Origin of the sequence: Lysinibacillus mangiferihumi (assembly GCF_003049665.1) — a bacterium.
Classification (GTDB): domain Bacteria; phylum Bacillota; class Bacilli; order Bacillales_A; family Planococcaceae; genus Lysinibacillus; species Lysinibacillus mangiferihumi.
This window is the reverse complement of the sequence record NZ_PYWM01000122.1, coordinates 1-529: the sequence shown is the minus strand read 5'-3', so window position 1 is coordinate 529 and position 529 is coordinate 1. Positions and strand designations below refer to the sequence as shown.

At 40.3% G+C, this 529-nt stretch carries 1 protein-coding gene; it reads right to left on the bottom strand.

Going from position 1 to position 529, the window contains the following annotated elements; translation table 11 throughout:
* Nucleotides 1-97 precede the first annotated feature (97 nt).
* A partial coding sequence (locus C9J37_RS27875) for a transposase (RefSeq protein WP_201262236.1) occupies nucleotides 98-529 on the bottom strand: 432 nt, incomplete at its 5' end.

The following is a 529-nucleotide window of genomic DNA, read 5'->3' as shown; positions in this document are numbered from 1 at the left end:
TTTTGTGTAAATGACAATCCAACCTTTTCTAGTAGATCATCACATTTTTATTTTAAATACATTTGTTCGAAGGATTGATTTTGGTTTTTGGGAAGGGTTAACCCTTCCTAAAAACCAAAATTTCGCCACTGCTCGTTCTCTTGCTAAACATCGCTGTTACATCGGCACGCGCCTGATTAAAACCAATGTGACAACGTATGGCGAAGCGTTGGTTGTAGTACTCGAACTGTGAAACAAGGAATCGTTCCAACGCTTCTTCGTTTGGGAATTGTTCCTTGCGTTTCGTGTATTTCTTGATTTGCTTGTTGAATGACTCAATTAAATTCGTGGAATATCTACTACGCCATATGGCTTTTGGAAAGCTGTAAAACGTTAGTAAGTAGTCGTTCTCCTTAAGTGCTTTCACTACTTTTGGATACGCTTTTTGCCACTTCGAACAGAAGGAATCCAGCGCATCTTGGCCAGCTTCTTTGTGTTCAGCTTGATAGATTGTCTTGAAATCCTCGCACACTTCTGAGCGATCTTCCAC